Origin of the sequence: Phaeodactylibacter xiamenensis (genome assembly GCF_965229835.1) — a bacterium.
Classification (GTDB): domain Bacteria; phylum Bacteroidota; class Bacteroidia; order Chitinophagales; family Saprospiraceae; genus Phaeodactylibacter; species Phaeodactylibacter xiamenensis.
Genome location: NZ_OZ245931.1, coordinates 2,321,219 through 2,347,925 on the forward strand (window position 1 = coordinate 2,321,219; position 26,707 = coordinate 2,347,925).

A 26,707-nucleotide genomic window follows, 5' to 3' on the forward strand; every position below is an offset into this window, starting at 1 on the left:
ACCCGAAGCATAATTAATCACTACTGCTTGATCACTTTCTCCAGCAGCATCTCCTGCTCAGTACTGATCGCCCTGATGGTGTAAGCACCTGCGGGTAAGCCAGACAAATCCAGCTCTAACAGGCGGTCAAAAGACGGATGAGCTATCGACCGGACTTTTTTGCCCTGAGCATCGAAGAATGCTATCGTTTCAAAATTCACCGGCTTGTCCAGTTCAAGGTAAAGCCTGCCGTGAGTCGGAGTGGGGTACACCTTCGCATTCAGTCTGACTACCTCATAGGTGTTGACAGGGGGGCAATTGCCACATTGCCGCAAAATGTATGTGTCTGACAAGGTACAAGTCGTAGCCCCTCCTGTACAAGTCACTTCAAAGGTGAACGGCCCATCCCAGCTTGGGTCTACGGTTAAGGACGTACCCGTTTCGCCCGGTATAGCTACTCCATTATCGTACCATTGGTAGGTACAGTTAAAGCCGGGGATAGGGTACAGCACAATACCGTTCAGGGTCACCGTTTCGCAATTGCAGCGGTAGCATGGCCCAATGGCGTAGACTTCCATCGGCGGATCCAGTACCACCACATCGCTCTTTTCACGCTGCGGGCAGCAGCTGCTCTCGATGATGCAGTAGTAATTGCCGGCCAGACCGATACCTGCCGGCGGCGTATAGGTATACATAGCCGTAGCACTGGTATGGATAGAGGTATGAATGCGGTTGATACCCTTATACCAGTGAATGGTGTAGGTACAGCCCGCTGGGGCAGGTGAAGGATCGAAATCCACCTCCAGGTCTACGGATGCCGGGGCGCAGATCGGACTGTAATCCGCTGTAAAGCTGTTGATCGTCAGCGGGTCGATGATGTCGAGGAAGAACTCGATCTCATCCGCCGGGCAGACGCCATTGGTCTTCTCGACTTTTACCCAGGTGTCTTCGTACAGGCGGTTGGTGTAGTACAGTGGGTTACGATCACCATTGTTGGGCAGCGCAGTATAAGCAGGCACCGCATCCGGGCGGATGAACCAATTCCAGCGTTCCGGGTCGCCAGCGCATTCGGGAATGTATTCCAGCACGGCATCTTCTCCGTAGCAAAGCGGGTTCACATCCGGTGGTAGCAGGTTGATGGTGCCCACCGGCGCATCGTCGTTATCCAGGCGGAATGTAGCGCTGCAGCTTTGCTCTCCGCATACACTCGTGACTTTCGCAGTGTAGGTATACGATTGTGAGCATTCTGTATTAGGTAAGGTGAAGTCCAATGCGGGCGGCTGATAGTCCGTCATGCCGGTCGCCGACGGAATCAGGTTGCCATTCGGATCAAACCACTCGATGGTGTAGCTGCAATCCGTCATGGGGGGCATCAGCGTTAGCATCGAAGGTGTAATCGGGCTTCCGGTATAGCAGTAGGCCTGGCCACCTGACAAATCACAACTAATTGGTGGGCAGAGGTTGATGGTCGCGATATTGGACGTCAACATCGTACAAGGCCCGGCATCTGGCCCCATATCCACCTCGGCGTACACACAGATGTCTCCGTTGTGGAACTGTGGGGAAAGCGTCAGTGGTGCACAGCCGTTGGTCACCTGTAGAGGCGGGCCCCAACTTGCCGGCGGGCAGGGGGCATCGGCTACGTACCAGCGTACTTGCTGCACATCGTATAGGTTTCCGCAGCCTACCAGCGGAATCTGCACGGCTGGCCCGTTTTCACAAACCTCCTGCGGATCGACGGAAATATCTTTGCAACAAGGCGTCTGTAGCGTAATAGGGAAATCGCAATCATGCACCGTACCGTCCGGGCATACGCAGCTCACGCTCACCACGATGGTAATCGTATTGGGCATAGGCGGCGCTGCCACATCAATTAATCCAGATATTGTATAGCCTGGCCCGGAGCCAGTCGTTGTCACCCCGCTGATGGTAATGCCACTCTGCGGGCTGCTCACGCTGACGGTACAGCCATTAGTGCCGCTGCCGGTCAGGTCGTTCACGCTCACGGAGAAGGCAAACTGGTCGTCCACGTCTGTACAGCTTATGGTTTGGCCGCCTACTTCTGCGCATTGGCAGTCTACTATAATCGGGAAGGTACAGGTGCTTTGGTTACCTGCCATATCAGTTGCCGTACCCGTGACTGTAGTGGTGCCGCAGGGGAAAAAGTCTCCGCTCTGATGGCTATACGTCCAAGTGACCATCGGGCAGTTATCAGTGACTGTAGGATCAGGGAACTGTACGCTGATGCCTCCCGCACAAGCCGCCACACTGCTGGTGATCGCACCTGGGCAGCTAATAACCGGCGGTTCCTGGTCTTCCACGGTAATATTATAAGTACAATTGGCGAAGTTGCCTTTATCATCCTCCGTTGCGCAGGTGACTGTTGTGACACCTTTTGGCAATTCGTTTTCGGGGCCAATGGGCGCGGTGGTCGCTCCAGACAAAGAGCAACTGACCATTAAATCGTCATCGCAGTCATCTGTTGCAGTAAGCATGGGAATGCTATAAGTGGCAAAACACTCACCGGGATCGGTCGGTAAAGTGATGTTGCCCGGACAGTTGATGACTGGCGGGGTGTTATCGCCGACCACAGTTACGGTTTGCTGTACCGTTGCCATACAGCCCGTGGCGTCCGTGATTTTCAGGCAAAGTATATTGGGCCCAACGGGCAGGTTGGAAAGTGTGGCACTTTGACCCGTGGCCTCCACAGAGCCATCGCACAGGAAGTCCCACTCGAAAGTATAAGGACCGGTGCCGGTGGCGCTGCCCAAGAGTTGCAGCTCGCAGCAGTCGGAGGTCCAGGTGAAGTCTGCGGTGCAGTTGGAGCAGAAGTTAGTACACTCATAGCCTAAGGGCGAAGGTTGGGTACCCTGGTCGGCCTGATTAATATTGATATCCGTACTCGTCATGCCAAAGGTAGTCGGACTGATGATGTAATTTTGTACCGGGCTGTTCAGGCTTTGTACGCAATCAGAATTTAGGTTCAAGTCGTAAACGCCTACCAGCATATCTTCACCGCCGTAGACAACAGGGTTATACGTCCGGTTATCTGCGTAAAAAACCGCATCCCTGGCAGGTACCACCTGCAACCGGGGGTTATTGAAGGAAAGCTCCTGGTCTTCCAGATAACGGCTGTAGTCAACATTCATGAAGGCCCCGGTTGCGGGAAAGATTGACAAACTGACTTTATTCAGGATATTCCGGTTTGGGGCGTTGTTTTTCTCTCTACTGAGTAGATAAAGGTCGGTTGCACCTGCACCATTTGATGGGCTGTGCCAGCCGATTTCCCGGAAGTTACTTTGGTTAGGGAAAAGTAAACCTGCCAATGGCGTCATGTTATTTGGATTAACCGCCATTACAATCGCTTCGTCTGAGCTGAATCTGGTTCCAGACAATACCACCATACCATTAGGCAAATGTACACCATCATACCAATCAATACCATCGGGATGATACCAGCTATTCATCCAATCGCCTTTCCTGCCATCGACTTTTATTACAGCACCTTCGTTGGCAATGGAGCCGTTGCCAAGTAATAGCAGGTCCCCATCCCGTAGTGGGACAATACCGCGGTAGCCTTCTATTTCAATACCGCCGTTTTCTACATACCTTTTGTCCCAGCCAGATGCCAGGTTTCGGTTAAAGTTATAGACAACAACCTGATCTGCGCCAGAAGGAAAGTTGGAAGCTGGATTTTCTCGCCCCAACACATAAAAAGGAAAGTTAGTGTCCTCCGGATAGGGGTGGCGCTTAATCACCTCAAAAAATTCCCGACCAGGATGATCGTACTCCTTTAGACCTCCGATAGGCATAGTACCATCACTGGCCCGGCGGCGCATGATCAAGGATTTATTATCAAATGGAGCACCCGTTGGCGGATTAGGCTCCGTAGCGCCCACTACGATCACCTCCTGCACCAGCGGACTGTATTCTACATCATTAAATACACTGGGCACGTCGTGCTGAAAGTGCCAAAGCAAACTACCATCTGTGATATCGAACTTGGACAATGTACCGTACTTTACACCACTCAAATCTATTGTGCCGACAACATACATGCCATCGCCAAAGGCTTTCACTTTGGTAGGGGCGTTATCATTGGCATCACCGTATATTTTATTCCAGGGCTGTGAAGGGACACAACTGATGGGCACTTCACTTACCCCCATGCAGGAACTGATGCCATTATTGTCCATATTGATTTCATTGGTTACCACTGTACTATTGACATTTTCGTAGCAGAGAGAACCCAGTAGGATATCTTGCCCTAAAGGCTGGAACGTTGCAATATTTACAGTAGAATTGATATCCAGCTGGGTGTTGCCGGCACTTAGCGTTCCGGATAACTGTGGATAGTATAAATCAAAAGACTTAACCCCGGCAGTAAAGGGAGATGCAAAAGCAGTATTGATGAAAATGTGATTAGCCTGTGCCTGTGTAGAGTTGCAGGAGGCAGACCAGGAAGCGATGATATTTACGCAACAGTCGCTTTGCGGCACTAATTCAACTTGACAAAAGCAAGGGCTCTGACTAAAGCTGGCTGTGCTCCACAACAAAGCCAGTAGTATGAAATAATATCTCATGGTCATTTATTTTTTGAGGTCGATGGTTAACCCATCGGTGTTCATTTGATTCAGAAATGGGTTAATTAGCATCACAAGGAATCACCGTCTGCTCCACCATACCCATACAGCCGGTGGCGGGGTCTGTCACTACGACTTTGTAGGTGGTGCCGGTGGTTGCGGGCGTATGCGTAAAGTCACACAGGCTGCTGGCAGCACCCTGCGATACACCGTCCACAAACCACTCAAACAGCAGCCCGGCGGTGCCCGAGCAGGTATTCTCCGAATCACAGGCGGTAAGGCTGATCGGCTCACCCGGTGTGGCGCAAGCGTTAGGCGGCAACGGGCAGCTCAGGCGGGCGATAGTCTCACAGACTTCCAGGCACAAGGGCGGTCCATCCAATGTCTGACAGCCGTTGCTGGCTTCCAGCCAATAACAGCCGCCATTTAAAGCGGATATGGAATTGCCGGTGCCAATGACCAGGCCTTCATACAGCCAGGTATAAGTCAGGCCTGCTACCGGGCTGTTGACCGAAAGGGTAACGGGTAGATTCTCTACACAAACCTGTGTGGGGCCTGTGACAGTGGGCGGTGCCGGCGCTTGTGTCAGCGTCACTTCCACGATATTGCTGAAGCAGGGCTCGCATCCGGAAGGATTGGAGAGCGGATTGCACTGTATGCGGTAATAGATGGAATTTTGTCCGGCCGGCCAGAGGTGGCTGGGCAGTATGTTGGTGTTTTGGGTGGTATTGCTCAGCCCCATATTGACCCAGTCAGAAGGGGTGGCTATGTTAGGATCTGTAAAGGTGTACTGCCACTGCGGGATGCAATCGTCAAATTGGGCATCCTGGCAGATGATCGCATCATTACCCGGGCAAATCTCATAGATGAGATGGGCTGGGTTGGGGTCAACAAGGGTCAGGTTCATGGGCGCTCCCAGAGGGCAGCCCGCTATCGTGCCGCAGACCGGCTCCGGATCCACCGGGATGCAAGCGGAGAAGGTTGCCATTTTGTTGTTGCAATTCGTCACCTCCACTTCAAAGCAGAAATCCGTCACGCCCGGCACCTGCGGGAAGGTAACCGTATGGGTTACACTAGAGCTTCCACTACCGATGGGGATGCGCGTGCCGGCAATAGGGTCGACGTAATACCAGTTGATCGTAACATTTGGCCCCGTAATCTGTACGAAAGGGTCTGGTGAATTGAGGGTAGCCGTAAAGGTTTCAGTTTCGCCTTCGCAGTAAGGGCCGGAAGGGGAAAGGGTCACCGTAGCCGGGCTGATGGGGCAGCAAATCTGCAGGTCATATTCCGCACTGAGGTATTCGCATTGCTCGCCGGTAGGGCCAGTCACTGTACTCACTGCGCGGTATTTTCGGTCGACGAAGCCATCCGGGCTGCTGCTGCAGGGCAGGGTCAGCTCACCCGGCGCTACCGGGAAGCAAAAGTCGATAAAGGAAGGCGAGGTGACCGGCTGCCAGCCTGAACCTCCGACGTCAAAAAATTCCCACTGTACACTGACGTTGCTGTACGGGCCAGGTGTCTGGCCGTTGTCGTCGAGGCAGAAGTGAGCGGGATCACCGTTGCAGATGCTGGTGAGCAGGTTGCTGCGGTAGGGGTAGTCCCGAATTTCCAGGCCCAAATCGTGCAGGGCGGGGTAGACGAGTGGCGCAGTGGAGTTGATAAAATTACTGGTGTTGCCCGTCAGCGTAATAGGATCATTACCACCTATATAAATATTGCCGTTGTTGCCGTTAGGGCTACTGTCTGTGACTTGGGTCAAAGCGGTATTATTGCCCCCCGGTACGGCTTCGTTGAAATCCCAGTAAGCCAGCAATCCAGGCTCCTGGCCGGAAAGCGGGCAGTTCAAACGACCGCAGAGCTGGGTTGGGGAGGCTGCTGTACTCCACAGGCGGACATCGTCCAGTAAGCCTTCCCATTCCTGAGCAGGGTTAGTCGCACCACCTGGCCAGGCTCCAAGGCGGAATTCCTGAATATTAGGATTGCCTGTAACGGGTATGGTTCCAACCGAGACACAATCGAGGAAAACTTCTAATTGTCCGGGGGTACGGACAACCGCAAGGTGATGCCACGCATTTGGAGTGATTGTGGTCAGGGGCGTAACAGGAAGAGCCTGCGCAGGGATATTCAGAAAATAGTTCAGTTGATTGCCACAGTTCCCCAACTCGATGCGGGTACCGGGGCTCCCCAGGCTCAACAAGCGGTTAAAATTACTGCCGCAGTTGGTACCAGCACTCACATTTTGTGCCTGAAACCAAACTTCTATCGTAAAACTAGCTGGATTACCCGCAAGGGGGGTACTGCTCAGTGGCAGGAAAAGCCAGTCGTCGTCGCCATCGCACTGTAACGCGACATTCTGCCCGACCGCCTGCTGCACAAAAAGCATAGCAAGGGCAATAAAAATGGGATTCCATTTCTTGAATAACATAAGGTTGTGGTTCTATAGGGTTATAAAAAACAGAGAGGCTGTTACAATTAGGTCTTAGACTATGTTTGGAGCGGGTTCGTCTTGAAAATCAAGAAATTGTGCCCGCCTGCTGTGCCAGAATGGCCGGCAGGGTTTCGGCTAAATCTTTTTTGGCGCGTTTGGCGGGTGTTTACATACAGACATTTATCGTCAGGGGCCAAATAAGCTAAAAAAGATGACGCCAGAGCCTGCCTCGTATTTTCGCAGGGTTCATAAGTCCTTGGTTTGCAACAGGATCAAGCTCCAAACATAGTCTTAGGTCATGATTTGAAGTGTGAAGTATACAGTTTGCTAGTTTGCGAGTGTTCTTTTTTGCATCCTGACTCGCATTGGGTACATAGGCACATTCCGATGACTTCACACCCTGACCAGGTGCAACTCGAGATACATTTGCAGGTTTCTCCGGTTAATCTCCAGCCTCCTTTATAAGCTACCAGTTTTGATGCTACGTTGATGTTGCCTTTCACACTAGTAGCGTATATCATATAGTCTGAATTCGTACCCTCTATTTTTTTCAGGGCCGCCTTTTCAAACTTAGTACCCTCCGGAATTTGCAAGGTGTTGCGCCAAAAATTATGCAACTGGCTTTCTGTGATTTTTTCAAATTTTTTGCTCTTAGCGTTTTGGTACCCGATTACATCCTTGAATGGGCTTTTAGTATTGTTAGTTTGGGTAAAACCTGAATGGCCAATGAATAGCAATAGCGTAAAAATTGCAATTGAATAAGCTCTCATGGATAGTCGATTTTGATTAAGATAGTCTGAAAAAAATACGTTGATAAAAGCCTTAACACCTTAAAAATGAAGCACGAATCCGGCGCCATTTCCCTGTATTGATACATTAAGCCTATTTGGCTTTGTATTCGAAGGTGAGCTTGGAAGTGGTTGATTGTTAAAGATATCTATGGCCTGCAAAGTCCGTTTGTTTGACCCATTGCTCAGTGGCAGGGAAACTGTAAATAAGCCCGCCCCGATCAGCGCCAGATTCCAGTTGGCCTCGCCGCCGCCTAAAGTAGTCCCTATAGGCCAGCCGATTAGGAAGCCACCTGCATAACTGAGAACGCCGGCTGCCAAACCCAGGGAATTAGCGTCCTTATATTTTTCATAGGCTTCTGGGTGCGACATTAATACATCGGATAACTGATTGGTGTTAAGCCTTTCTCCATTTTGATAAAAGGCGTACCCGCTGAACAACTTCTGCATGCTTATCGTATCCAACTGCTCCTGTCCGAAGCAGGGGCCAATCCCGAATGCCAGGAATGCTAGTATGACGGGGACACATCGTACGGACAGAAAAGCGGAGGAAGATGTTACAACTGTTCGATAGACTGATGCTGCTTTCATGTTAAACAGGATTGAATGATGAAGTAATTTATCAGCCTATCGCTTGGTGTTGGGAAATCTTACCCTCGGGAGGGGAAAAAATTATTAAGTATGCTGACACCTTCCTGTTGGGGACTATACGGCTTGTACAAACCTACCAGCTACCAGCGGTCTCCACGACCTTTCCAACCAACGGAATTGAGAATGTAATTGCTCACTCAGGATATCCCACACTTTATATCGCTTCAACTCAGTGTTTACATTAGCCGTGTCGCTTCTTTGACCTGCAAACGAGATCTTTTCCTGGCTGATTTGGTGGAGCACAGGGGTGAAAAACAAACAGAACACCTGTATTTTGATAAATTTTCCGTTTTAAAATTTTGACTAAAAACACAAAAAATGTATTTTTAGGGGCGAAAATTATTCTCTGTATCACCAACCCCTGAAAAACCATGACAAAATCACACTCCGCCCGCCCTAGTTCCACGAAGGCGGGACACAACCCCGAGTTGGAGCTCGCGCGCGAATTCGTAACTCATACCAACAAATGTATTTTCCTGACTGGCAAAGCCGGTACCGGCAAGACCACCTTTTTGAAGACCCTCAAAGCCAAGCCACCCAAACGGCTGGCAGTGGTCGCCCCTACCGGCGTAGCCGCGATTAATGCGGGCGGGCAGACGATCCACTCCCTGTTCCAATTGCCTTTCGGGCCTATTGTGCCCGGGAATAAACGGGATAACCGGCAGTTCCGGCGGCTCAGCCGAAAAAAGGCGAGGCTGTTGCGGGCGCTTGACCTGCTTATTATTGACGAAATAAGCATGGTGCGGGCAGATGTGCTCGACGGCATCGACGAGGTGCTGCGCCGCTACCGGACTCCACACCAACCTTTTGGTGGTGTCCAACTGCTGATGATTGGAGATTTACATCAGCTGCCTCCGGTCGTCAAGGACGAGGAATGGGGACTGTTGCGTTCATATTATAACACTCCTTTTTTCTTCAGCAGCAAAGCCTTGCAGCTAACGGAGCCCGTGACCATTCAGCTAAAACATATTTACCGGCAATCGGATGACACCTTTATCCACCTTTTAAATAAGGTGCGCAATAATCAGATAGATGAAGCAGTCCTGGAGACGCTCAACAGCCGGTATCAGCCGCTTGACCAATTGCCGGACAAAGATGATTATATCACCCTCACCACCCATAATTACAGCGCCAATACCATCAATGCAGAACAATTGTCCGCGCTTCCAGGCGAAGTGCACCGGTTTGCAGCGAAAATCAGTGGCGACTTTCCTGCCCACGCCTATCCGGCTGACGAAGCGCTGCACCTTAAAGTGGGGGCACAGGTGATGTTCATCAAAAACGACAATAGTACTGACCGCCGCTACTATAATGGTAAGATTGGTAAAATCATATCGATCGATGAGGAAAAAGGAATCACCGTGCAATGCCCGGGCGACGATTCGGATATTACAGTGGGCAGAGAGGAATGGCAAAACCGCAAGTACAAGCTTAACGAACGGGTGAAGGAAGTGGAAGAAAATGTCGTTGGCACCTTCACGCAGTACCCTTTGAGATTGGCCTGGGCCATCACCATCCATAAGAGTCAGGGGCTGACCTTTGAGCGGGTGATTTTGGATGCGCAGGCGGCTTTTGCGCACGGCCAGGTGTATGTGGCGCTAAGCCGGTGCAAGACTTTTGAGGGTATTGTGCTGCGCTCGCGTATCCGGAGCTCCAGCGTCAGGACGGACACTAAGGTGCAGCAATTTTCTGATGAGGCAGAACGCAATGCGCCGGATGATGCCGAATTGCAGGATGCTAAAGTCGCTTTTCAGCAATCCATGCTGCAGGAGTTGTTCGACTTCCGGATCTTGAAAAAGCACATGCAGCGCGCCCAGCGTTTATTGCTGGAATATGAACACAAATTACTGCCGGGTGCGGTAGCGCCTTTTCAGGAAGTCTGGAACTTCGCAGAACAGGAGCTTTATCCGGTAGGGCAGCGCTTTCAGGCTCAGCTGCAGGCCTTCTTTCAGGAGGGAGGTATGCCAGCAGAGAACGCAGCGCTGCAAGATCGCACTAAACAGGCAGCAGCCTGGTTTGCCAGTCAGCTGAAGGCCTCCGTTCTGGAGCCTCTGAAAACCATCTCTGTTGAAACTGATAACCAAAAAACCGGGGATACGATACAGGAGGCTCTGGAGCAACTACACGAGGAAGTGTTCATCAAACTGAAGGGTCTGAGCAAGACCGCTTCCGGCTTCTCTCCAGCTGACTTGCTCCGGGCAAAAACGGACGCCATGCTGGACTTCAGGCAGCAGCCATCGGCTCCGGTAACCCCAACAGTTGCTAAACTCAGTCGGGAAAAGGTGCCCCACCCTGAGCTGTTGCAGCAACTGATTGAATGGCGGCGGTCGGAAGCAAATGCACAATCTCTGCCCATCTTCCGAATTCTACCTAACCAGGCTCTGTTCCATATTGCAACTCATCTGCCCAATACACCTGAATCACTGAAGCGCAGTTACGGCATCGGTAAAAAGCGGTTGGAACAATACGGAGCAGCCTTGTTGAAAATGGTGCAGGATTATTGCAGCAGACAGGGAGTTGAACCATCACCTGTATTCAAAACCCCACTGAATACTGAACCGGTAAGTACCGGCACAAAAACAGGCACAAAAGAGGAGACGTTGGCCAGGTACCGGAAAGGTATGACCATTGAGGAGATAGCCAGGGAACGAAATCTGGCGGTATCAACAATCGAAGGGCATATCGCCCACTTTATTAAACAGGGTGTCCTGAGCGCTACCTCATTCCTGAAACCAGAATCCATTGCTGCTATACAGGAAAAGGCAGGGGAGATGAAGGAGTTAAAACTTAGCACTTTACACAGGCATTTTGGAGGCGCTTATTCCTATGGCTTATTGAAAATAGCCCTGGCAAAACCCGAAAACCCAGTCCTCAATCCGGGGCCAAAGGATAGGAAAGCGAGAATGAAAATGGAAGCCATGTTAGAAGAGATGCTGAACACATGAACACAACGTCCTCGTTTGAGCTAGCTTACTCCTGAACTATCGGGGCGGGCTTATTCTCTATGTGCAATAGTTGATACTCTGGCAAAAAAAAATCGCGCTCCATAGAGTGGAACGCGATTTTCACTTATAATCCCATGAACATATCCAAAAAATAATCTTTTGTTTACTTCCCTGACTCTCAACCAAATAACTTCTTAACAGATATAAAAAATCTGTTACAGCGCAATAAAATGCATGCACTGTTTGGAAGAAACGGAAGTTTTGCTTTATCTTCGTCGCACAAGTGAGAGAATAAACTACACAGCAAATCGTAATCTCAACAAGACGACCATAATCCCATGAACGTGATTTAGAATTTGGCGGACACTTTTGTCCGCCATTTTTATTTTTGTTGGGATTATTGTGGGTGCTCTCATAGTGAGTCGTGCGTCCCAGCGATTTCCAAAAACCACCGGGACTGCACTTCACTAAATTATAATCCCATGAACATATTTCAATTAACTTTTTCTTGTCTCTCTCCTCAATGCCTTCCGATCACAATACAAATATGAAGACTTCTGCTGCCCGAGCCAAAGACAGATTCGGGCTTTTGTGAAAAAAACCAAACCCCAAAAACCTCAAAAAACCAGATACATATAAACTCCAACCAGATAAATGTGAAATAAATCGTATCAATAACTATTATTTTTCTTGTGAAATTCTCTGAAATTTTAACAAAACAAGGGTTAATTGGATTTTAATGCCGCAGAAAAGGCATAAAACCATGCCCTCCAGCGCTGATAGCAACTCAATTATTCTATGGAAAGGAAAAGGGAACTGATTGCTTAAGCCCCCCAACAAAAACCAATACGATAAACGCAGAAGGGGCCAACAGCGATTGCTGTTGGCCCCTTCAAATAAGTTTGGTCAAAGTCTTCACTCCTGCTACGCAAGAGGTACGAAGAGCTTAAGCCTGATTTTTTTCATCGGCACTTTCCTCCTGCCAGTCTTCAACCGCTTCATTGATTTTGTCGGATACCACCATAGCCACAGCCTTAATGGTGTCCACAACGTCCTCGAAAGATTCGCCAAGCGTGGCAGCCAGAGCATCGCCAACAGAATCGTCCTTTTTGCCTTCCGCATTAGGGGAATCCGCAGCGGGCTTCGCTTCAGCTTTGCCCTCCTTTATAGCTTCTGCAGCATCCTTTAGTTTTTCTGACTCTTCTGCCCGGGCCTTCGCCTCTTCCTCAATCTGTTGCTTGATTTTAGCTTCCACCTCCTTTTGCGCCTCCTTAACTTCCTGCTGTTCCTTACGCTTAGCTTCCTTTTGCTCCAGCACTTTCATTCGGCGCTCCAGGTCTGCCTTTGTCTTCTCCATATCATCCAGTTTAGCCGTCTTGGAGTTGATCCTTTCTTCGACCATTTTGATTTTAGCCGTACGGATCTGTGCCTCCAACTGGCCATCCGTGGTATCAACCTTACGCTGCTGGAAGCTAAGCTCATCTTTATCCCGCTTGATGGAATTCGACATCCGATTGATAGCGCCAAGCAAACCATCGTAACGCTTCTTCAACCGTTCTAACGGAGAGTGGTCTCCCCCTGCAGACTCTCCAAAGCGCTTTTCTTTTACCTCTTTGAACATGCCGTCCAGCTGCTTCCACACTTTATTGCGGTCCTCCCTGGTAAATTTGGTATTCTTGAACTGCCGCTGCACCTTTTTCAATTCATCAAATACGGATTGAAGGCGCTTATTCTCTTTAATCTTGGCTTCCAGCTCACCAAGGCTTTCCATAAACTGCTCGTAGTTCTCCCTGGACCTGGCCTTGAACTCCTGGTCCATCTTAGAACGCAGGTCTTTCATTTCTGCAAAGAGCTCGTTGGTGCGCTCCCGAAGTTGCTCTGCATGGTCGCGGAACAGGTTACGGTCTGTTACCTGCTCCTGTACCTTATCCCAGAAACCTCTGAGCTCTTCCCAAATCTGCTTGTCAAAGCCATCAAGGCGGCTTACCCGGTCGCGCAGGTCTTCCAGTTCTGACTTGTAAGCCTCGCTAAGCTTGGAGGAGAGTACAATAAACTGCCATTCCGTTTGTGCACGGGTGACCAGGTCACTGCGCTCTACTTTAATGCTCTCGGGCAAAAGTGAATCAGCAACATTCAATCCCCGTTCTGTCACCATGTGCGCTTCCGGGAATTCCACCTCCTTATCGTTGCGCCAGTCGTCCATCATTTTCTGATAGAACTCATCAGTGGCAACCGCATCAGGGAAAGTGTAGATTTTTACCTGATTATCGTCAGCCAATAATTCCACAGCCACCAGTATGCGTTCGTCCTGTGCATTCGTCCCCCAGAGTACAAGCTTTGTCTTCATAATCTTCGTAGTAGTAAGTCAAAAGTTCTGACCGGGGCCTACCCGGCTTTGTTCCTATTCACAAAATTAAGAAAATGCTCCGCTTTTTAAGGATTTAGCCCTAATCAAGCATTTATCAGTTTGCTGGCAATAAGGTGTTCGGCAATTTGTACTGCATTTGTAGCCGCTCCTTTACGCAGGTTATCGGCCACAATCCAGAGGTTAAGCCCATTGGCAACAGACTCATCCCGGCGGATACGCCCCACGAAAACCTCGTCTTTGTCTTTGGCAAAACGGGGCATCGGGTAATTGTTATTGGCATTGTCCTGCAGCACTTTAATGCCCGGCGTGTTATTCAACAGTTCAATGGCTTTCTCCACTTCAAAAGGCCGTTCGAACTCCACATTCACAGATTCCGAGTGCCCACCGTTAACAGGCACGCGCACGGCAGTTGCGGTTACGCCAATTTGTGGAGCATTGAGAATCTTCCGGGTTTCATTCACCAGCTTCATCTCTTCCTTGGTATAATCGTTTTCCAGAAAGACATCACACTGCGGCAGGCAATTCTCAAAAATCGGATGCGGATAGGCCATCTCTTCAGCCTTGGGCTTATACCCTTTTTTCTCTAGCTGATATTGTTTCACAGCCTGCATGCCAGTGCCTGTAAAAGACTGATAAGTAGAGACCACAACCCGCTTAATGCCAAAAGCTTCGTGCAGGGGTGCTAAGGCCAGCACCATTTGAATTGTTGAGCAGTTGGGGTTCGCAATGATTTTGTCGTCAGCCGTGAGGTCTTTGGCATTGATTTCCGGTACCACCAGCTTTTTGTCCGGGTCCATACGCCAGGCAGAGGAGTTATCGATAACCGTTGTGCCCACTTCCGCAAACTTAGGCGCAAACTCCAGTGAGGTTCCGCCCCCAGCGGAGAAAATGGCAATATCCGGGCGGGCAGCAATGGCGTCTTCCATGCTGATCACTTTGTGGTCTGCTCCTTTAAACTTTACCATTTTGCCTACCGAACGGGCAGAAGCGACTGGCAAAAATTCAGAAACCGGCAGGTTCCTTTCTTCAAGTACCCGGCACATTACCGTACCCACCAGGCCTGTTACACCAACAACAGCGACTTTCATAGTTGCAATCTTTTCTTTGTACCGGTGGCGGCGCCCGCCTGGTACCTTCTACAATAAATTGGTGCGCAAAGATAAGCCCCTGCAGTGATTACCAAAAGGTTTTGCCACTACAGTCGTTAAAAAATAAGGATGCAGCCGCACTGACCTTCCTTAGCTGTGTTGAATTCGCTATTTTTGGGGCATGAAAGCACTCTATTACCTGTCCCTGTCGTTAACCCTCCTTGCAAGCCCGGCTTACGCTCAACTTCAGGATGATTTCTCGGATGGCGATTTCTCCTCCAACCCTGAATGGCTGGGAGATACCGGCCGGTTTGCCGTAACCAATGGTGAATTGCAGTTGCTGGATACCGACCCGGGCAGCAGCAACGAATCTTTGCTTTACGTTCCGGCGCCTACCTCAACGGATGCTGCCACGACGTGGGCTTTCTATATCCGTACGGAGTTCTCCCCTTCTTCCAGCAACTTCGCCCGCATCTATTTGTCAGCCTCCTCTCCAGATTTAAAAGGAGCACTGAATGGCTACTATGTACGGATTGGCGGTATTTCAGGCAGTGATGATGCCGTGGAGCTATTTCGGCAGGACGGGACCGCTTCCACCTTACTGATTAGTGGTGCCACTGGGGGCGTGGGCAGTGACCCTGCCCTCGCCCGAATACGGGTGACCCGCTCTGCTGAAGGGGAATGGACATTGGAAACCGACTACAGCGGAGGCACCGATTTCACTCCGGAAGGAAGCGCAACTGACTTAACTTACCCAACAGGCAGCTTTTTTGGATGGGTCTGTACTTACACGAGCACCCGTGCTGAGTTGTTTTTCATGGATGATGTACTGGTTGATCCACTCTTTACCGATACCGCCCCTCCTACCCTTTTGGAGGTCACTCCGAACACCGCTTTTCAACTAGAGGCAAGATTTAGTGAGCCGATAAGCGAACCCTCTGCCAATAATTCGGCAAATTATAGCATCAGCAATGGAATTGGCACACCGGTCTCTGCCGAATTGCAGGCAGATCCAACCCGGGTGCTGCTGTCATTGGGCACCGCTTTGGAGAACACCGCCACTTACAACCTCACCGCCAGCAACATTCAGGATGAAGCGGGAAATACAGCAGCTTCCCTGCAGGCTGAGTTCACCTACTTCAATATTCAGCCCGCCCTCCCCGGTGACCTCATCATCACTGAGCTGATGCCCGACCCCACGCCATCCGTGGCATTACCGGAAGCCGAGTACCTGGAATTGTATAATGCCAGCAATAAAGTCATTGACCTGGGTACCCTCCAAATTACTTCTGGTAGCACCCCGGAGGCTTTATCTTCATTTCTTTTGCAACCTGGACAGTATATTGCGGTTTGCGATGAAGCCTTTCTCACAGCTTTCACTGAATTGGGGCCTGCCGTTAGCGTGGGGGACTTCCCGGCACTTTCCAACGGCGGGGATGTCGCTACCCTTCTTGATGAAAATGGGAGCACCCTGTTTGAAGTCACTTACACGGATGCCTGGTATCAGGACGAATCGCGTTCGGATGGTGGTTACAGCCTCGAACTGATCCGCCTGGAAGGCCCTTACGACTGCCCCGGCAACTGGCGGGCCTCCCAAAGCACAACCGGTGGTACACCTGGCCTTGAAAACAGCCTGCTGGGCGCTGCACTCGACACTACGCCCCCTTCTGTGGTCAAAGTGGTGCCGGAAAGCAATATGGAAATCCGGGTGCAGTTCAGTGAGATCATGGATATGGGGACAGTAACTCCCCCCGGCGCTTACACCCTGGAGCCGGCAATAGCCGTACTTGACGTAATGCTACAGCCGGACGGGCTGACCGCTTTGCTACTGTTGGATGGAGAGTTATCCCCGGATCAGGCTTATACCCTCAGCTTTTCTACAGACCTCACCGATTGCATAGGCAACCCACTTGAGCAGCAATCTTTTGCTATTGGATTGCCACAGCCCGCCGAGCCCATGGATATCGTCATCAATGAAATCCTCTTCAATCCGGAAAGTGGCGGCTCTGATTTTATTGAGCTGTACAATCAAAGTGATAAAATCATAGACCTGGCCGGCCTGAAAATGCTCAACCGCCTGAAAATGAGCGGCAGTGTGGAAGCTTCTGTCGACGATAACCTGCTGATTTTCCCCGGCGACTACCTGGTCTTTTCTGAGGACCCCACCGATATTCTCAACCGATACACTGTGCCCAGCCCCGACCGCTTGCTGGAGAATGACCTGCCTGGCCTGGACAACGATGAAGGCAATCTGACCCTTGTGCTAAATGGGGTCACACTCGATGCTTTCGATTACTCGGAGGACCTTCACTATCCCTTACTCGATGATGAAAACGGCGTCAGCCTGGAGCGCATTTCCCCAATGGCCGGCACGCAGGACGATGGCAACTGGCACTCTGCCGCCTCTACCGCAGGATTTGCCACTCCCACCGGGCCCAATTCCCAGTTTTTTGAGCGCGAAGGAGTGTTGGACGAGATCATCAACATTCCCCGTGCCCGGTTTTCTCCCGATGAGGACGGCTTTGAAGATGTGCTGCTCATTGATTATACGACTGATCAGCCAGGCTATACCGCCAACGTCTGGATATTTGATGCGCAAGGGCGGGAAATGCTCCGCCTGGTCAATAACGAGACCCTTCAAAATGCCGGCACTTTCAAGTGGGACGGCATCGCTGCCGATGGCAGTCCGGCCCGGATCGGTATTTATATCCTGTATTTTGAACTTTTCAGGCCCGATGGCGCTGTAGAGAAAGACAAGCGCGCAGTTGTGCTTGCCGGACAATTAGACTAAAATGTGGACAGGCCGAATTAAGAGCTTCAAAGATGCATTCCGCGGGCTGTGGTACACCATCCGTACTCAGCAGAATGCCCAGATCCATCTGGTCATTACCGCCTTTGCGCTGAGCTTTGGTGCTTACGTGGGGCTCACTGCCACCGAGTGGTGCCTGGCTTTTGTGGCCGTCGCGCTGGTACTGGGGGCAGAAGGGCTCAACACCGCCATTGAAGAGCTGACAGACCTCGTCTCTCCGGACTACCACCCGCTTGCCGGCCGTGCGAAAGATGTGGCGGCGGGCGGTGTTTTGGTTTGTGCTATTTGTGCCGCTATCATTGGGGTGATTATCTTTGGGCCGTACGTTGCTGCCCTTTTTTACCCTTAAATAGCTCCGGAATCATGACCACCCCGCTTTATTTTAATTGCCTGCCTTTTGCAAAGCTATCACTGCAGGAACTTTACGACAGCATGGCGCTGCGGCAGGAAGTCTTCGTAGTTGAGCAGGACTGCCCTTACCTCGATGCAGATGGCAAAGATGAAGCAGGGCACCACCTGCTGGGGTATAATGCGAATGGCAAGCTTATTGCTTACACCCGACTGCTGCCCCCGGGCATTTCCTATCCGGACTACGCCTCTATCGGACGGGTCGTCACCTCACCCAGCGCCCGGCGTACTGGTGCCGGAAAATTGCTCATGCAGGAAAGTATTGCATGGTGTGCCCACCTTTATGGTGAAGTGCCCGTAAAAATTTCTGCCCAGGTTTACCTGACCCGTTTTTATGAATCTTTTGGTTTTGAAAAAGTGGGTGCGGAGTATCTGGAGGACGATATTCCGCATGTGGGGATGGTGTTGAGGTAGGCCATTTTCAAGACAGCTGTACTACACTACGATGCGGTCAATTGTCCAACCAACCGGTCCAGCTTCTCCTTATCTTCCGCGCTTAGCGGGATATCAGCCAGCAAGTCCTCAAGGACGTACTTCCTCAACGCAGCAACATCAAACTGTGATTGGACAGACAGGAAAGTGCGTACGGTCTCCAGGTCCAGTTCTGTAAAGTCGGATAGTTCGCTGGCTGGCCATTCCGGGAAACGAACAGTAGTTTTGAGCAGATTGAAGATACTCTTTTTGTAGATACCTTTGTCCAGACCTTTTTTCAAGCCTTCCTTCCGCCCTCTTTCCAAAATTTGCTCCAACGTACTCATGACTTCCGGTTTTATCGTGAATGATGTGTCTTTAATTTGCTTAAGGAACTCTGCTTCCGAACGCTCTGCCACCCCCAGGATGTAGGTTGTCAACGCAGTGATCTTTTCTTTCCCCTCCGTTCCATCAAAGATAAGCTGAAGGTACTTGAATATCAAGTACTGCCGGTGCCTGAAAGCCATCGACATCAGTACGCTGCGGAAGTAGCTCAGGTCAAGCTTAAAGAGCTTGTTAGGATTTTACCCTTTGGGCTTCTCTTGCCAAATTTCGCCCTGCTCTTCGTTGCTCTTCGGCCACATAGCTATGGCTATTCTCCCTTATCGCGCCTCGATCAGAACGAAATTTGGCTGCGTTCGCTCCAAAAGCAAAACCCCAACAAGCTCTAGCAGCGCTGCCGGGCTAAGGCGCGTAGCGTCCTGAAACAGAAAACGGAAGTTGGGGATATAGGGTTCGAGGGCAATGAAATGCGGATGCTCCTGAAATAGCTCGCTCAGCGTTTGCGGCATCCATTTTTCCTTACCGTTATAAAAAATGAGGGGCAGCACGGGCTCCAGTTCCCGGCCCTGTTTTTTCACCATGCTGGACAGTAGTTCCATGATGTACAGCCCAACCTGCACGGCAACGTACTTATCGGGCTTGGACTTGTGCTCAAATAGCAAACAGAAATAGAAGCGACCATCTGCTTCTCCCTGAAACCGGCAGCGGTAAATGACATCCGCCTCGAACCGCTTTAGGCTGGGGCGCAGGCTGACACTGTTTTCCAGCTTCAGGCTTGAAAGGTATGCAATAGCTGCAATTTTAGGATAGAAATGCTGAAGATAAGCTTTGACCACCTCCGGGTCGCTCATAGCCGACTTGAAAAAGCGGTCATCTGGCTGATGGATATCAAATTTTTCAGGCATGATACAGAGTATGCGTCAAGCCCAAATTTAATAAAATTGTTTTAAAAAATACAATTTTAAACACAAAAAACATCACCCAAGTAATGCCTTATGCGTAGCATCTAAAATCTCACGCACCTCACCATGTTCAGGAGCCTGCGCATACACCCGAAGTACTGGCTCTGTTCCCGAAGGGCGGATCATCACCCAACGGCTACCGCCAAAGTAGAACTTAAATCCATCAATATCTTCCACATGCTCCACCTGATAGGGGCCAAAAGCTTTCAGGCTGCCTTCCTGACACTGCTTTATGATCGACTGCTTTTTCGCTTCCGTAAGGTGCAGATCGTCCCGGTCATAGGCAAAGGACCCTACCCGGTCGTAAACTTCCTGAATCAGCTCTTTAATGGATTTCCCGGTTTTCGCCATGAACTCCATGATGGTCAGACCAATCCAAATGCCGTCGCGCTCCGGGATATGGCCACTTACGGCAAGCCCGCCGGACTCTTCTCCGCCTACCAGAACGGGTTCCTGCGCCATGATCTCGGCAATATATTTGAAGCCAATCTTAGTAACTTCAATATCCAGCCCAAACTGCTTTGCCAGTTCCTGCATTTTTTCCGTAACAGAAAAGGTGACAACGACCTTGCCGGTCTGCTTTTTATACTCGTGCATGTAAAGCAGCAACAATAATAGGATATGATGGGAATCCACAAAGTTGCCATCCTCATCGTACATGCCAATGCGGTCCGCATCACCATCGTTAGCGAGGCCAAGGCCGATAGAAGGGTCGTTTTTGATCAGCGCAGAGAGCTCACCGAGGTTACGGTGGATAGGCTCCGGTGCCTGCCCCATAAAGGAAGGGTTGTAATCACAGTGCAGCAAAACTGCATCAGGCAACAAGCGGCGCAACGCATTCTGCCCGGCTCCGTACATAGCATCGTAGGCAATTTTAAAATCGGCATTACGGATGCTTTCCAGATCAAAGCTGTCGGTAACATGGTCGACGTAAATCTGCTCCAGGTCAACGTACTCCAATAGCCCCTGAGCTTCCATCTCCTGAAGAGTCGGCAGGTCTCTGTCGAATGTATTCGGAATATGCGACTCCACCTCCGCCACCTGCGCAGGGATCATTGGGCCACCTAGTTTGGACTTCAGCTTAAAGCCATTGTAAGAAGGCGGATTATGGCTTGCCGTAATGACAACGCCCAGGTCTGATCCGGTCTTCACTACGCCCAAAGACACCATAGGTGTGGAGACGAAACCCTTCGCCAGCTTCACCTTCATCCCGTAAGCGCCCATTACCCGGGTGGTTGTATGGGCAAATAATTCACCCCCAAAGCGGGCATCGTGCCCGATCACCACCTGAGCCGCATCATTGGCTTTCATCCAAATCGCAGTACCGGCAGCTACCCGCTTTACATTCTCAACCGTATAATCTTCAGCAATAATGGCGCGCCAGCCATCCGTTCCGAACTTGATCTTTGTCATATTTGTCAGTGGTTTATATGCTATGGTAAACAGATTTGTACAAAGGGTTCACTGCCAGGTTGCAATTCTATCACAAGGTTGGCAATGATTAGCGCCCGAATTTAGTAAATTCGCCACACTCTACAGTTAGAAAACCGAAATCGTTTGACAGACACCTACCGGCATAAGGGCATGCGCCGAAAGCTCGTGGAGCAGCTTAGCGCGAAAGGCATCAGGGATGAGCAAATCCTGAACGCTATTGGTACGCTGCCCCGGCATTTCTTTCTGGATAAGGCCTTTGAGGAATGGGCGTATCAGGACAAACCTTTCCCGATTGGGAATGAGCAAACTATTTCCCAGCCCTACACCGTAGCTTATCAGACGAGCCTGCTGGAAGTCAAAAAGCGGGACAAAATCCTGGAAATCGGGACCGGCTCCGGCTATCAGGCGGGCATTTTGGCTATGCTGGGTGCCAGAGTCTACACCATTGAGCGGCAGGAACTGCTCCATCGCCGGGCCAAAAAGCTCCTCGACCAATTGCAACTGGGCAATATTCGCTGCTACCTGCGCGATGGCTACAAGGGCCTGCCTGAATTTGCGCCCTTCGATAAAATACTCGTCACTGCCGGTGCTCCGGAAATTCCGGAACCCCTCCTGCTTCAACTTAAAGTGGGCGGGCAGCTCGTCATCCCGGTAGGAGAAAAAGCACAGAAAATGCTGCGCCTGACCCGGCTGAATAAAGCGGGGGACGTAGAAACGGAAAAGTTTGCGGATTTCAAGTTTGTGCCCTTCTTAAAAGGTATCAATAAGGTTTAATCCACCCGCCGCCCGCCAGCAGTCCGGGAACGCACCGATACCTGATCCACCTCCCTCAGATCCACCAGCAAGGTCGCCAGGGCGGCACTTCCACCCGCACGCCATTTGCGGCCATTATAGGTGACAATCGCCGCACGCCGGTCCCAGTCGGAAGCACGCAGGGTGTAGCGGTCGTTCATGGTCGGATTAGGGCCAAAAATAAGGTAGCGGTCGTCACTGCCGCTCTCAAAGGAAATGGCGAGCCGCTCCCGATCGGGTGTAAAGAGGACTGCACCGGGAGTGCCTTTGGGGATGACCACCTGCTCCACCTGTTGCCCGTTCACCAACTTGATCTCACCGGAAATGACTTCGGCTTTCTCTGCACGCAACTCCCGTGTGAGCACAATGGGCTCAGAAAGGTAAAACTGAATGCGCTTCAGCTCAGCTTCGGTAAAGCGCCCTTCGTCGTAGACCCTTGCAGTAAAAGGGCTCAGGGTTGGGCCGCAGGAGCTAAGCAAAATAACAGAAAGGATGGCGAACGGGAAGAAAGTTTTCATAGCAAGACGGATTTGGTAAAATCACAAAGGAAATGCCTCCAATGTAAAGGTAGGACGCCAAATTTGCCAGTGGGTTAAAACTCTTTAACCTGCTTTAACGCCAGTTTAACGTCGCTGCCGGAAGAAGGCTTTAAGCAATAGTTGGCTTTCCTCTTGCAGCACGCCGTACTCAATCTTCGTTTTGGGATGGAGGAGCTGATTGCCCTGCTTAAGGTACCCCCTCTTCTCATCGGGCGCTCCGTAGACCAGGCGGCCCAACTGCCCCCAATAAAGGGCGCCGGCGCACATGACACACGGCTCCAGCGTCACATACAAGGTACAATCGCGCAAATATTTGCTGCCCAGATGGTTGGCTGCAGCAGTGAGGGCAAGCATTTCAGCATGGGCCGTCACATCATTGAGGAGCTCCGTCTGATTATGAGCCCGGGCAATGATCTGATTTTGGCAGACCACTACTGCTCCCACCGGGATTTCACCGGCTTCGTACGCCATTTGAGCCTCTTGCAAGGCTTTTTTCATGAAGTGTTCGTCACTGAGTACGCTTAGCATGCTGCAAATATAGAAGGTGTAGGGCGGACCTGCACCAACCCGAAAGGGATTTTTAGAATTCCATGGCGTCTCGCTTTTATTTTTTGCAGGCAAATTCCATACCTTTGCGCATGGAAATACAGAAAACAGCTAACAACAAATTCGTCAAGGAGGGGCTCACCTTCGATGACGTCCTTCTCGTCCCCGCTTACTCTCAGGTTTTGCCACGGGAAGTCGATGTATCCACCCAACTCACAAAAGGTCTTCGCCTGAATGCGCCCATAGTTTCGGCCGCCATGGATACGGTGACTGAAAATAAGCTGGCCATTAGCATCGCCCGGCAGGGTGGTATCGGGATCATCCACAAAAACATGACGATCGAGCAACAGGCCGATCAGGTCCGCAGCGTCAAGCGCTCAGAAAGTGGCATGATCGTCGACCCGGTTACCCTCGAAGCCGATGCCACTATTGGTGATGCACTCCGCCTGATGCGGCGTTTCAAGATCGGTGGGATCCCCATCATTGACAAGGCGAACAAACTCGTAGGCATCCTGACCAACCGGGACCTGCGCTTTGAGACCCGCCTCGATGCTCCTGTCCGGGAGCTGATGACCAAAGACAACCTCATCACCGCACCGGTAGGTACCAATCTGGAGCAGGCTCGCGATATTCTTCAGGGGCATAAGATCGAAAAGCTCCCGGTGGTGGATGACAACCAACAACTGGCCGGGCTGATCACTTATAAGGACATCATGAAGGTGCAGGATTTTCCAAACTCCTGCAAAGACAGCCTGGGCCGCCTCGTGGTAGGCGCTGCCGTTGGTGTCACTTCTGATATGATGGCCCGTGTGGAAGCGTTGGTGAAAGTTGGGGTCGATGTGGTTATCATTGACACGGCCCATGGACACTCTGCTGGCGTACTCAACGCCGTAAAAGACGTAAAGGGCCACTTCCCTGACCTTCAGGTCATCGGTGGTAACGTGGCTACAGGCCCCGGAGCCCTGGCGCTGGCCGAGGCGGGCGTGGATGGCATCAAGGTAGGCGTGGGGCCAGGCTCTATCTGTACCACACGGATTGTTGCAGGTGTGGGCGTTCCTCAGCTTACTGCCATTAATGACGCCTATGAAGCAGTGAAACACCTCGGTGTCCCGATTGTTGGCGATGGCGGCATCCGCTACACTGGTGATATCGTTAAGGCTTTGGTCGCGGGCGCGAATACCATCATGGCTGGTGGATTATTTGCCGGTGTGGAGGAAGCCCCGGGCGAGACGATCATCTACGAAGGCCGGAAATTTAAGGTCTACCGTGGCATGGGCTCCATAAGTGCAATGGAAAAAGGCTCCAAGGACCGGTACTTCCAGGATGTGGAGGATGACATTAAGAAGCTGGTACCGGAAGGCATCGAAGGTCGTGTGCCTTATAAAGGAACCGTCGCTGAAGTAATGGTGCAGTACCTGGGCGGCCTGCGGGCTGGTATGGGCTATTGCGGTGCGGCAACCGTTGAGGATTTACAGCATGCACAGTTTGTCCGGATAACCAGCAGCGGTATACTGGAAAGCCATCCGCACAACATCACCATCACCAAAGAGTCGCCGAACTACAGCCGTCGGTAAAGCATTTTGCAAAAAGCGGCAATAATACTATTTTCGGTCCTAACTGAAATTGTGCCCGCACTATGCCGCAACCGCAGAAACGTATTCCTAACTGACCTTTCGCACGCGAAAGATTTGGAAAATTGATTAATAATGTTGGGGCAGTTATCTTGCAGCTCAAAGGAGCGCAAGATGAAAGACCCAAAGTTACTTGACTTGTATTCGGACTACCTGCTGGCATCGTTTCGCATGGCGACAGCCACCGGCTTGTCCGAGCTGACCGATCAGGCACTGAGCCATGACAAGATCAGCCGTTTTTTAGGGCAGGAAGCCTTCACGGCAAAGGACTATTGGCGTTGCATAAAGCCTTTGGTACGTAAAGTGGAGCACCCGGACGCGGTCATCAAGATAGATGACACGATCGAGGAGAAGCCGCACTCTACGGAGAATGAAGTGGTCACTTGGCACTGGGACCACTCCAAGAAGCCGAAAGCGGGGCACACCAAAGGGATCAACATCCTGAATTTCCTTTACCAGAGCCCACAGGGCATAGAGCTGCCTGTTGCTTTTGAGATCGTGCGCAAGTCGCAAGAATACGTGGATGCCAAAAGCGGGCAGGTAAAGAAGCGCAGCCCCCGCAGCAAGAACGAGATGCTGCGCGACCAGCTTTTTGCACTTGTCAAATACAACCGCGTGCCCTTCCGCTATGTGGTATGGGACACTTGGTTTGCTGCCAAGGAGAACTTCGAGTTCGTGCATTATGAGCTGGGCAAGCATTTCATCAGTGCCTTGAAGAGCAACCGCAAGGTCGCCCTTAGCATGGAAGACAAGCTGGAAGGCAAGTTCCACCGAGTCGACGGGCTAGAACTGCAAGCAGGCCAGGCCATTACTGTTTACCTCAAAGGGCTGGATTTCCAAGTCCAGTTGGTCAAGCAGGTCTTTATAAACCAAGACGGCTCAACTGGAGACTTGTACCTGGTCACCAACGATCTGGTGCTAAGCGGCCCAGCTATCTGCACAACCTACGGGACACGCTGGGGAGTGGAGGTATTCCACAAATCGCTCAAACAAAACGTGGGGCTGGAAAAGTCCCCCACCAAGCACGAGACATCCCAGTGCAACCATGTTTTTGCTGCCATGATTGCCTGGACTAAACTCGAACTGCTGGCTGCAAAAGAGCAGACCAACCACTTTGCCCTAAAAACCAAAATTTATGTCAATGCCCTCAGGGCGGCTTTTCAAGAGGTGCAAAGGCTCAAAGCCTATGTCCCTAAAATTGGACCGCCGGATGGGCTAGCCACCCCTCTTTTGGGGTAAGGCCTTGATTAACTTGTTCATGCGAGTGCTTTTTCAGTGCCATGCACTGAGTGGGCTTGCTGTGCCAAGCACCCTGAGTACTGCTAATTTTTTCAATTATCATAACCTTTCGCGTGCGAAAGGTCAGTTCCTAAGTCCTTTTTCACCCGCAGTGATGTGCTGCAGGTGAGCCGGGAACTGCTGGGGCAGCACCTGATTACGGAAATCGATGGCCAACGGACGATAGGGCGCATTGTGGAAACCGAGGCTTATCATCAGGATGGCGATAAAGCCTGTCATGCTTACGGCGGGCGGCGTACAAAACGCACAGAAGTGATGTTTATGGAAGGTGGGCACGCCTATGTTTACCTGTGCTATGGCATACACCACCTGTTCAATATCGTTACCGGCAAAGCGGATGTAGGTTCAGCTGTCCTCATCCGCGCGCTGGAACCTGTGCATGGGCAGCCCCTCATGCTGGAGCGAAGAGGGATGGAGCGGCTGGAAAAACGCCTGACCGCCGGCCCGGGCACCCTTGCTCAGGCCATGGGCATCACGAAGGCGTGGACAGGTACGGACCTCACCGACCCACCAGGCCCGATATGGCTGGAATACGGCGACCAAATACCGTCTGCCGAAAACATAGCTGAAAGTGCAAGGATCGGTGTAGGCTATGCAGAGGAGTGCGCCCAATGGCCCTGGCGCTTTACTATTGCAGGCAACCCCTGGCTCAGCCGCTGACAATTCTAAGCCCAAAAATTCGTTGACTAAAAGAAATACCAAAA

18 protein-coding genes and 1 pseudogene are annotated in these 26,707 nt (G+C 51.1%); 8 read left to right on the plus strand and 11 right to left on the minus strand.

The genetic code is table 11. The features are described 5' to 3' along the window. Positions 1-20 precede the first annotated feature (20 nt). From ACO08I_RS08580 to ACO08I_RS08595, 4 genes are all read right to left on the minus strand, one after another. Entirely contained in the window at positions 21-4,562 is a 4,542-nt protein-coding gene (locus ACO08I_RS08580; RefSeq protein WP_421949066.1) for an HYR domain-containing protein, read from the minus strand. A gap of 61 nt (positions 4,563-4,623) precedes the next feature. Then, positions 4,624-6,987, minus strand: coding sequence for a LamG-like jellyroll fold domain-containing protein (locus ACO08I_RS08585; protein WP_421949067.1), 2,364 nt, complete (start codon positions 6,985-6,987; stop codon positions 4,624-4,626). Between the two features lie 299 nt (positions 6,988-7,286). Next, the gene (locus ACO08I_RS08590) at positions 7,287-7,760 is read right to left on the minus strand and encodes a hypothetical protein (protein ID WP_282782439.1); all 474 of its coding nucleotides are present in this window, start codon (positions 7,758-7,760) and stop codon (positions 7,287-7,289) included. 60 nt (positions 7,761-7,820) lie between these two features. Continuing rightward, positions 7,821-8,228, minus strand: a complete 408-nt coding sequence (locus ACO08I_RS08595) for a hypothetical protein (protein WP_282782441.1) — start codon at positions 8,226-8,228, stop codon at positions 7,821-7,823. Between the two features lie 572 nt (positions 8,229-8,800). On the opposite strand from ACO08I_RS08595, the gene ACO08I_RS08600 reads away from it, so the two are divergent. Then, entirely contained in the window at positions 8,801-11,374 is a 2,574-nt protein-coding gene (locus ACO08I_RS08600) for a helix-turn-helix domain-containing protein (protein ID WP_421949068.1), read from the plus strand. A gap of 946 nt (positions 11,375-12,320) precedes the next feature. On the opposite strand, the gene ACO08I_RS08605 is transcribed toward ACO08I_RS08600, so the two are convergent. Together ACO08I_RS08605 and ACO08I_RS08610 are read right to left on the minus strand one after the other, a co-directional pair. After that, positions 12,321-13,721, minus strand: coding sequence for a hypothetical protein (locus ACO08I_RS08605; protein WP_282775362.1), 1,401 nt, complete (start codon positions 13,719-13,721; stop codon positions 12,321-12,323). A gap of 104 nt (positions 13,722-13,825) precedes the next feature. After that, complete coding sequence (locus ACO08I_RS08610; RefSeq protein ID WP_421949069.1) at positions 13,826-14,830, minus strand: aspartate-semialdehyde dehydrogenase; 1,005 nt, start codon at positions 14,828-14,830, stop codon at positions 13,826-13,828. Between the two features lie 181 nt (positions 14,831-15,011). On the opposite strand from ACO08I_RS08610, the gene ACO08I_RS08615 reads away from it, so the two are divergent. The 3 genes from ACO08I_RS08615 to ACO08I_RS08625 are packed head-to-tail and all read left to right on the plus strand — an operon-like array spanning position 15,012 to position 18,461. Next, entirely contained in the window at positions 15,012-17,621 is a 2,610-nt protein-coding gene (locus tag ACO08I_RS08615; RefSeq protein WP_421949070.1) for a lamin tail domain-containing protein, read from the plus strand. A 1-nt stretch (position 17,622) separates the two neighbouring features. Next, positions 17,623-17,988: a diacylglycerol kinase family protein gene (locus ACO08I_RS08620; protein ID WP_421949071.1), complete on the plus strand. Its 366-nt coding sequence runs from the start codon at positions 17,623-17,625 to the stop codon at positions 17,986-17,988. Positions 17,989-18,002: 14 nt separating this feature from the next. Continuing rightward, the gene (locus ACO08I_RS08625) at positions 18,003-18,461 is read left to right on the plus strand and encodes a GNAT family N-acetyltransferase (RefSeq protein WP_421949072.1); all 459 of its coding nucleotides are present in this window, start codon (positions 18,003-18,005) and stop codon (positions 18,459-18,461) included. Between the two features lie 26 nt (positions 18,462-18,487). On the opposite strand, the gene ACO08I_RS08630 is transcribed toward ACO08I_RS08625, so the two are convergent. From ACO08I_RS08630 to ACO08I_RS08640, 3 genes are all read right to left on the minus strand, one after another. Further along, complete coding sequence (locus tag ACO08I_RS08630) at positions 18,488-18,898, minus strand: hypothetical protein (protein WP_421949073.1); 411 nt, start codon at positions 18,896-18,898, stop codon at positions 18,488-18,490. Between the two features lie 222 nt (positions 18,899-19,120). Then, positions 19,121-19,705 carry an Rpn family recombination-promoting nuclease/putative transposase gene (locus ACO08I_RS08635; RefSeq protein ID WP_421949074.1) on the minus strand — a complete coding sequence of 195 codons (585 nt, stop codon included), beginning with the start codon at positions 19,703-19,705 and terminating at the stop codon, positions 19,121-19,123. A gap of 72 nt (positions 19,706-19,777) precedes the next feature. Next, positions 19,778-21,175, minus strand: coding sequence for a phosphoglucomutase/phosphomannomutase family protein (locus ACO08I_RS08640; RefSeq protein ID WP_421949075.1), 1,398 nt, complete (start codon positions 21,173-21,175; stop codon positions 19,778-19,780). Positions 21,176-21,319: 144 nt separating this feature from the next. Between ACO08I_RS08640 and ACO08I_RS08645 the strand changes: the two genes are divergently transcribed. Continuing rightward, complete coding sequence (locus ACO08I_RS08645; RefSeq protein WP_044222863.1) at positions 21,320-21,970, plus strand: protein-L-isoaspartate(D-aspartate) O-methyltransferase; 651 nt, start codon at positions 21,320-21,322, stop codon at positions 21,968-21,970. Here ACO08I_RS08645 and ACO08I_RS08650 read toward each other — a convergent pair. Both ACO08I_RS08650 and ACO08I_RS08655 read right to left on the minus strand, forming a co-directional pair. Next, a complete protein-coding gene (locus ACO08I_RS08650; protein WP_044222862.1) occupies positions 21,967-22,506 on the minus strand; it encodes a hypothetical protein in 540 nt (179 codons plus the stop codon). The two genes, ACO08I_RS08645 and ACO08I_RS08650, sit on opposite strands and share 4 nt — an antisense overlap. Positions 22,507-22,611: 105 nt before the next feature. Beyond that, the gene (locus tag ACO08I_RS08655; protein WP_282784806.1) at positions 22,612-23,055 is read right to left on the minus strand and encodes a nucleoside deaminase; all 444 of its coding nucleotides are present in this window, start codon (positions 23,053-23,055) and stop codon (positions 22,612-22,614) included. A gap of 110 nt (positions 23,056-23,165) precedes the next feature. On the opposite strand from ACO08I_RS08655, the gene guaB reads away from it, so the two are divergent. The 3 genes and pseudogenes from guaB to ACO08I_RS08670 all read left to right on the plus strand — a co-directional run. After that, on the plus strand, positions 23,166-24,647 hold the full coding sequence (gene guaB, locus ACO08I_RS08660; RefSeq protein WP_282784804.1) for an IMP dehydrogenase: 1,482 nt from the start codon (positions 23,166-23,168) through the stop codon (positions 24,645-24,647). A 171-nt stretch (positions 24,648-24,818) separates the two neighbouring features. Beyond that, on the plus strand, positions 24,819-25,943 hold the full coding sequence (locus tag ACO08I_RS08665) for an IS701 family transposase (protein WP_421946523.1): 1,125 nt from the start codon (positions 24,819-24,821) through the stop codon (positions 25,941-25,943). Positions 25,944-26,090: 147 nt separating this feature from the next. Beyond that, positions 26,091-26,663: pseudogene (locus ACO08I_RS08670) on the plus strand (DNA-3-methyladenine glycosylase); the annotation flags it as partial. Positions 26,664-26,707 lie beyond the last annotated feature (44 nt).

What these genes read in the sequence shown, in the direction of transcription:
- ACO08I_RS08635 (WP_421949074.1), bottom strand. Translation starts at nt 19,705, where the DNA reads ATGCCTGAAAAATTTGATATCCATCAGCCAGATGACCGCTTTTTCAAG.
- ACO08I_RS08615 (WP_421949070.1), top strand. Translation starts at nt 15,012, where the DNA reads ATGAAAGCACTCTATTACCTGTCCCTGTCGTTAACCCTCCTTGCAAGC.
- guaB (WP_282784804.1), top strand. Translation starts at nt 23,166, where the DNA reads ATGGAAATACAGAAAACAGCTAACAACAAATTCGTCAAGGAGGGGCTC.
- ACO08I_RS08610 (WP_421949069.1), bottom strand. Translation starts at nt 14,830, where the DNA reads ATGAAAGTCGCTGTTGTTGGTGTAACAGGCCTGGTGGGTACGGTAATG.
- ACO08I_RS08605 (WP_282775362.1), bottom strand. Translation starts at nt 13,721, where the DNA reads ATGAAGACAAAGCTTGTACTCTGGGGGACGAATGCACAGGACGAACGC.
- ACO08I_RS08585 (WP_421949067.1), bottom strand. Translation starts at nt 6,987, where the DNA reads ATGTTATTCAAGAAATGGAATCCCATTTTTATTGCCCTTGCTATGCTT.
- ACO08I_RS08600 (WP_421949068.1), top strand. Translation starts at nt 8,801, where the DNA reads ATGACAAAATCACACTCCGCCCGCCCTAGTTCCACGAAGGCGGGACAC.
- ACO08I_RS08625 (WP_421949072.1), top strand. Translation starts at nt 18,003, where the DNA reads ATGACCACCCCGCTTTATTTTAATTGCCTGCCTTTTGCAAAGCTATCA.
- ACO08I_RS08620 (WP_421949071.1), top strand. Translation starts at nt 17,623, where the DNA reads ATGTGGACAGGCCGAATTAAGAGCTTCAAAGATGCATTCCGCGGGCTG.
- ACO08I_RS08665 (WP_421946523.1), top strand. Translation starts at nt 24,819, where the DNA reads ATGAAAGACCCAAAGTTACTTGACTTGTATTCGGACTACCTGCTGGCA.
- ACO08I_RS08590 (WP_282782439.1), bottom strand. Translation starts at nt 7,760, where the DNA reads ATGAGAGCTTATTCAATTGCAATTTTTACGCTATTGCTATTCATTGGC.
- ACO08I_RS08640 (WP_421949075.1), bottom strand. Translation starts at nt 21,175, where the DNA reads ATGACAAAGATCAAGTTCGGAACGGATGGCTGGCGCGCCATTATTGCT.
- ACO08I_RS08580 (WP_421949066.1), bottom strand. Translation starts at nt 4,562, where the DNA reads ATGAGATATTATTTCATACTACTGGCTTTGTTGTGGAGCACAGCCAGC.
- ACO08I_RS08655 (WP_282784806.1), bottom strand. Translation starts at nt 23,055, where the DNA reads ATGCTAAGCGTACTCAGTGACGAACACTTCATGAAAAAAGCCTTGCAA.
- ACO08I_RS08595 (WP_282782441.1), bottom strand. Translation starts at nt 8,228, where the DNA reads ATGCAGAAGTTGTTCAGCGGGTACGCCTTTTATCAAAATGGAGAAAGG.
- ACO08I_RS08650 (WP_044222862.1), bottom strand. Translation starts at nt 22,506, where the DNA reads ATGAAAACTTTCTTCCCGTTCGCCATCCTTTCTGTTATTTTGCTTAGC.